The sequence below is a fragment of the Herbiconiux daphne genome (assembly GCF_024979295.1).
In the GTDB taxonomy this organism is placed as follows: Bacteria; Actinomycetota; Actinomycetes; order Actinomycetales; family Microbacteriaceae; genus Herbiconiux; species Herbiconiux daphnes.
This window is the reverse complement of sequence record NZ_JANLCJ010000024.1, coordinates 1-5,457: the sequence shown is the minus strand read 5'-3', so window position 1 is coordinate 5,457 and position 5,457 is coordinate 1. Positions and strand designations below refer to the sequence as shown.

Annotated in this window: 5 protein-coding genes; all 5 read right to left on the bottom strand. The window is 44.8% G+C overall.

Annotation, left to right across the window (positions count from 1 at the left end):
- A partial coding sequence (locus N1032_RS21995) for a hypothetical protein (protein WP_259542334.1) occupies positions 1–351 on the bottom strand: 351 nt, incomplete at its 3' end.
- On the bottom strand, positions 351–1,454 hold the full coding sequence (locus N1032_RS21990; RefSeq protein WP_259542333.1) for a hypothetical protein: 1,104 nt from the start codon (positions 1,452–1,454) through the stop codon (positions 351–353). The genes N1032_RS21995 and N1032_RS21990, both read right to left, overlap by 1 nt.
- A 195-nt stretch (positions 1,455–1,649) precedes the next feature.
- The gene (locus N1032_RS21985) at positions 1,650–2,735 is read right to left on the bottom strand and encodes a phage DNA encapsidation protein (RefSeq protein ID WP_259542332.1); all 1,086 of its coding nucleotides are present in this window, start codon (positions 2,733–2,735) and stop codon (positions 1,650–1,652) included.
- A 1-nt stretch (position 2,736) separates the two neighbouring features.
- Positions 2,737–4,695 carry a DNA polymerase gene (locus tag N1032_RS21980; protein ID WP_259542331.1) on the bottom strand — a complete coding sequence of 653 codons (1,959 nt, stop codon included), beginning with the start codon at positions 4,693–4,695 and terminating at the stop codon, positions 2,737–2,739.
- Positions 4,696–4,842: 147 nt separating this feature from the next.
- On the bottom strand, positions 4,843–5,457 hold a 615-nt coding region (locus N1032_RS21975), incomplete at its 5' end, for a hypothetical protein (RefSeq protein ID WP_259542329.1).

The window sequence follows — 5,457 nt, the reverse complement described above, 5'->3', positions numbered from 1 at the left end:
AACGTCAGAGTTAAAGGCCGCGACTTTATTTGCAACGTCTTTATTTCCGAGTGTCTCAATAACTTCTTTTTTGGTCTTGTAACTATTAGCGCCGATTTGAACCTGCTTATAATACCCCGGCAATAATAACCATTTTTCCAGATACGCGCCCAACAGGAGAATAGAGAGCGAATCTAAATCCGCTCCCAATACACCCTCATAAACAGTACGATTGCCATGATTATAAATAAGCATGTCGTTTAACTGTTCCGGCGTGACACCTTTAAAAATAAACAGGTCAGGCGCTAACACTTGCAGACGCGCAATAATGTTAGCAACCGGGGCATAGTCTTTTAACTTAATCCCACACATTATTCATCCTCCTGAGTTGGATTTTCCGGGTCAACAATAAGCGGTTCCGGTTCAACCTCTGTTTCGGGGTCGGTTTCGGAATCGGGGCTAAGGCCACGCTCCCCGTCGCCGTCGCCGTCTACGTCTAAGGTTTCATCGCTGGTTTGTTCGGCGTTATCTGCCCCTGTTTGTTCCTGCTCCTGATTTGCTTCTTCGCCGGAATCAGATTCCGGGTTGTTGTCTGGTTCAGGAGTTGTAGCAGTGGCGAGAGTTTCATCGTTATTTTCCGGGTTATTGTCAACGAGTTCTTTTTGTTTGTCTGCCCATACAGAGCCGAAATCAACGTCGATTTCAAGTTCGTATTTTTCGTTCAGGAGAGCAACAGCGTTAAGGCGATTTTCCAGCATGTTATAAACGAACGGGAATAAACCTTCGTCGCCCTGCTCGACTTCCGCAGTTACAAGGCGCTCACGCTTGAGATTGAAGTTTGAAGAAATACCGAGTTCATTATTTAATGACGCTTTCAGGTATTGTTGATTTTCAATCATTGGCTGAATGCCGATACTATTTGCGCCCTGTCCGGTTTGAACGCGAATACCTTCAAATAATGCGTTTTCCCCGATAACGGATAAATCACCGTCAACCAGTTTTTTCAAATAGAGTTCCGCGCTGGTTTGTGTCTTATCGTCAGGCGCTGAAATAACTTTCATTGCGCGGCTGTTATAACCCCACACAACCATGTTGATTTCATTTTCTGCAATGAGTGTGTTTTGCTTTTCCAGCAGTGGCAATAAACCGATTTCACAATCATCATTACGAATAAACACCCCGTCAGCAGCAAGCGACAGAGTTTTATTAAACTTGAGCGCGGTATTTGCGATTGTGATTTGGGTCGGGTTTCCGTACACGTCAGATTCACCACCCAAGCCGCCAGCGAAAGCGTATAGCTTGCCGTCAACCTCTGTAATAAATGCGTGTCCGTGGGTCTGTAATAGTCGCTCCAGCTCCCGGCGTGGGATAGTGTCAGGCAGTCCAGACCATTCAAACATTCCCAACGTTTTAGCGAGCATGTATTTATTCATGTTCTTGACGTTGGCTTTTTTGGCTTTGTAATCGTAGGCCATTATTTTATTCCTTATCAAGTTTCGCGGCAATAATACGGAGAGTTTCGGTATTCTGCGCGAGAGTTGTTTTTAGGTCATTCAACATGTTTTGTTGATTGGTGAGTAATACTTTGATGAACCAGAATAGAATAAGGCAGACGAACCCAGGAAATCCGACTGCCTCAATCAATGCTGGATTTATTACGTCCGGCATTATTACCTCTTACAGATTTTAAGATAGTTTGCGATGGCATCGCCAACGTTATTATCCTGATAGAAAACGCGGTCATGTGTAAAGAACCACGCAATACGCTGTTGAACTTTACTCATGGGCTTAAATACACTTCTATTATAGTTCGGTTTCGCTGAATAGTCCAGAGAATAAATCAAGTCGTTGTCAAGGTCTTTTATTGGCGTTGACTTGTTGTGAACATAAATAAAGGTATTGTCACCAATCTGGATTACCTCACATTGATAAACCGTGTCGTTGAAGTCAATAAAGAACGTCAACAGAATGTCTTTCGGTTTATACTTATACGGCAGGTGGGGATAGATGTTTAACTCCCACGCGCCGCCAGTAATCATAGAAAGTTTCGGGTTATTAAAAGCAAAGTATTTATGCGACTGCTCTTTATTGGGGTTATCCGGCGAGTTGCAGTATTCAACCGCAACAGTTAGAGGTGAATCCCCGTAGGTGTAAACGTCGATTGTGCCTTGCTTCATTTTGAGGATGTGTTCTAAACCCATTTCAGCAAAGTACGGACAGTATTTATTTACCGTGTTTCCGAGCATGTAGATTTTTACATCCTCACGCTTACGAACAATAGTAGAAATACAGTTCATGAATAAAACGAACTCGTCGTTTAGATACAGTCTATTTGTCAGGAACTCGTCAAAGATAATAGTTCCGACATTTGGGAATGACGTTGATTTATCGTGTTCCCCGTCAGACAGTGCGAACGCGAACGCCACAATGTCAGTATCCGCATAAATGACTTTTCCGGCCTCGTCATAGTTGCACAGGTAAAACTTACCCGCCCAATAATGAACGCCCTTAAACGCCCCTTTTGTGATTTTCTCAATCGCCCCGTTTTCGTTCAGCCCCGCAAATAAACGCGCCGCCCGTCGCCCGGTAATGTCCTCTTTCCAGCGGCGAACGTATGCCATTTGCCGCCCCGTTTTAACGTAATCTTTCACGCCCTTTTCAAGTAGCGCGTAGGTTTTACCGTTTGAACGCTCCCCGAAAATAACGTTATAGGTTGCGTCTTTCTTGTCGATTTTTGTCGTACTGTAGTATTTCATCTTATGCCCTCGCAGTGCCTTTATAGAGTCGCCCACTTTTCAGGTTATCCAAGAACGTCATAAACTGTTGCGACAGAGAAAGCGTAAACTCGCATGGCTCCAGATGAACCCCTGATAATGGTTCCTCTGTTTCGGTCACGCCTAAATAATCCGTACACTGGTATTTATAATCGTCGTCCTGATAAGTGTGTGTCATTTTACCCGTACATTCAGCCGGGATGTATAGTTCATCGTCGAATAAAGTAAAGACTTTATCAACGTCATTATTTGCCTGTTGCATCATGTAGTTTAAACCGTTCTGCTTAGAGAGTCCGGCGACAGTGAGTTTAAGTTTCCCCTTCTCACATTGCAGGTATCTTTTAGCACCGAGCGTTTTAAACTTCTCATACGTTCCCTCGTAATCCCACACGCCGATAAGTTTTGTCACGCCCTTAATAGTTTTCGGGGATAGTAACGCCTTATCCAGCTTGTAGAAATCACACATTGCTTCCATCTTCTTAACTATTCCATCGTCAAACTTTTTGAAATAGGCTTTGTGGTTTTCGTAGTTCAGTATTTTCAGACTATCCGTGTCTGAATAAACATAGTCGTTACCCATTTCTAAAATACCTGTCCATAAGTTCCGGCGAGCGTAAGCGGTAATCCACACGCCCCACGGATAATAGAGGACGCGCTTTTTATCCCCGTTGTAGCGGTCGATTGATTCTTGCAGGTCGGCAGGTTCTTTAAACCATTCCCCGTCCTCATAGAGTGAATCATCTTTCACCGGGTCAGTAACACACATTCCGTATGTGCTGTTGAGCATCCCTTTTTCAAGTAGATACTCTGCCTCCATTCCCGCGACATCTTTTAGTTCCGTCTTTTTCTGGTACATTTCCAGAACGGTTTCAATAATGGGCTTTGGAAGATAGTTCTTGTGTGCAATCTTCGCGTTTGCCACTTCCATTTCTTCCCACTTGTAGCACTTAGAAATAATCCAGTAATCTATTTCAGTGATGGAAATAGTTAGTTCGTCAGCCGCTTCGACGCGCCCGTTATTTTCTACCATTCCTTTATGGTCACGACATTTTGACGCGCTCAAATAGTTTTCCTGTTCGATGCGCGGTTCCACGTTGAATAGTTTAATGTCCATCATGACCGCAAAGTTATTACAGTAATGGTGTAGTTCATCCAGCGTGTTTATTACTACCGGTTTGAAACGCGACATCGGAAACTTTTCCGACAGCATTACAGACGGGTAAGAGGATGTGAAATCCACCGAGCTAACATTGTTGAGGACTTTCCCAACATGCCGCGCGTTAGCGTGTGTAAAGCCGCCCATAAAAGTACGCTTCGCCTGTTCGTAAACTTCCGGCGTCATTGTAAGGTCGTCCATAATCTTACGGTATTTATTGTATTTGCTACGGTCTTGCTTCTTGCCTTGACCGTATAAACAACGTTGTTGCATACGTTCGCGCACACGCCCGGTATTAGTTGCGGGGATTGCTGCGATGTTCCCGCCGTACTGCGTCAACTGTTCGTCAATGTAGGCCGTCAACACTTCAATGTCGTTATTGCAGTAACCCATTTCAGCCGCCGTAAGCGGGGTTTTGTGGTGGCGTGGTTTGGTATAGTCCAAATCGCCTACCATCTTTTTGACGGTATGTTTTACAAGGTTCTTTGCCAGCATGTTTAGAGACATACCGGAAAGCATGTAACTATCGCGGAACTCGATTCCGTCAGCCGTAACAGCTTTGATAGGTTTACGCTCGTCAATAGAGAACGGGCTTTCAGACCAATCAAAATGTTTGCGCATAAACTGGAACTCATACGCGAGGTTGTGAACGTAGATAACTAAACGCCGCCCGTCGTGTAAGTCAAAATGTGTAATCAGTCTGTCGCATACGTCTTTCAGTTCTTCCCACGTTCTACCATAATAAACCCCGTTATTGTGACCGATACCAATCATCCAAATGTACATGTGCGCTACTTTTTGCCCTCCAACAGTTAATGACGTGGTTTCAATGTCGAATCCGCAAGGGATGTTAAGATACTCAACCCCCTTACGCTTCGAGGTAGTGAATACCAGTTTGTCTAAACTTTGCTGTAGGTCAGCGCAGGGTAACATTTATTCGATGTCCTCAAGTTTAATGCGTTGTCCACCGGGAAAGTTTACCGGCTTTTTCTCAAGGTTCATAGCGTCGGTCAACATTTCGATGATTTGTTCCATGTTATCTTCAATAGCCTGTAAATCAGCCATTTCAGCGTTAACATAGTTTGCTACTACTTCTTGCAGTTGCCCGGAGGTGAAAGAACTCGCAGCATCGTAAACCGAGCGTAAGTATTCCTCCATTTTGTTAACCATGCGGTAAGTGATGTTCGCCGCCTTGCGTAGTTCCTTCGTCGTGTTGGCCTTGATTCCGAGGCGGTCAGTTGCGCGGCGTAATACAGCGAGCGCCCCTTTTGCCGTGGATTGTTCAGCGTTGACAAAGTTCAACATGCGAACCAGTTCATTTGTACGCGCCCCACCTTTGCGGCCTCGCAGAGAGAACCGCCCGCCGTTGTTGATTACGGATTGAATGAAACTCGACATTTGGCGGTCAGAGTTAATAGCGCGGTCGAAACGTTTTTGAGCTACACCGGACAGCATTTTAGCGGCTGCCTTATCTTGCGCGACTATTGCGGCAAACTGGCGTAGTGTCATAGTTCCATCTTGCACTTGCTGGATAAACTTTTGCAGTGG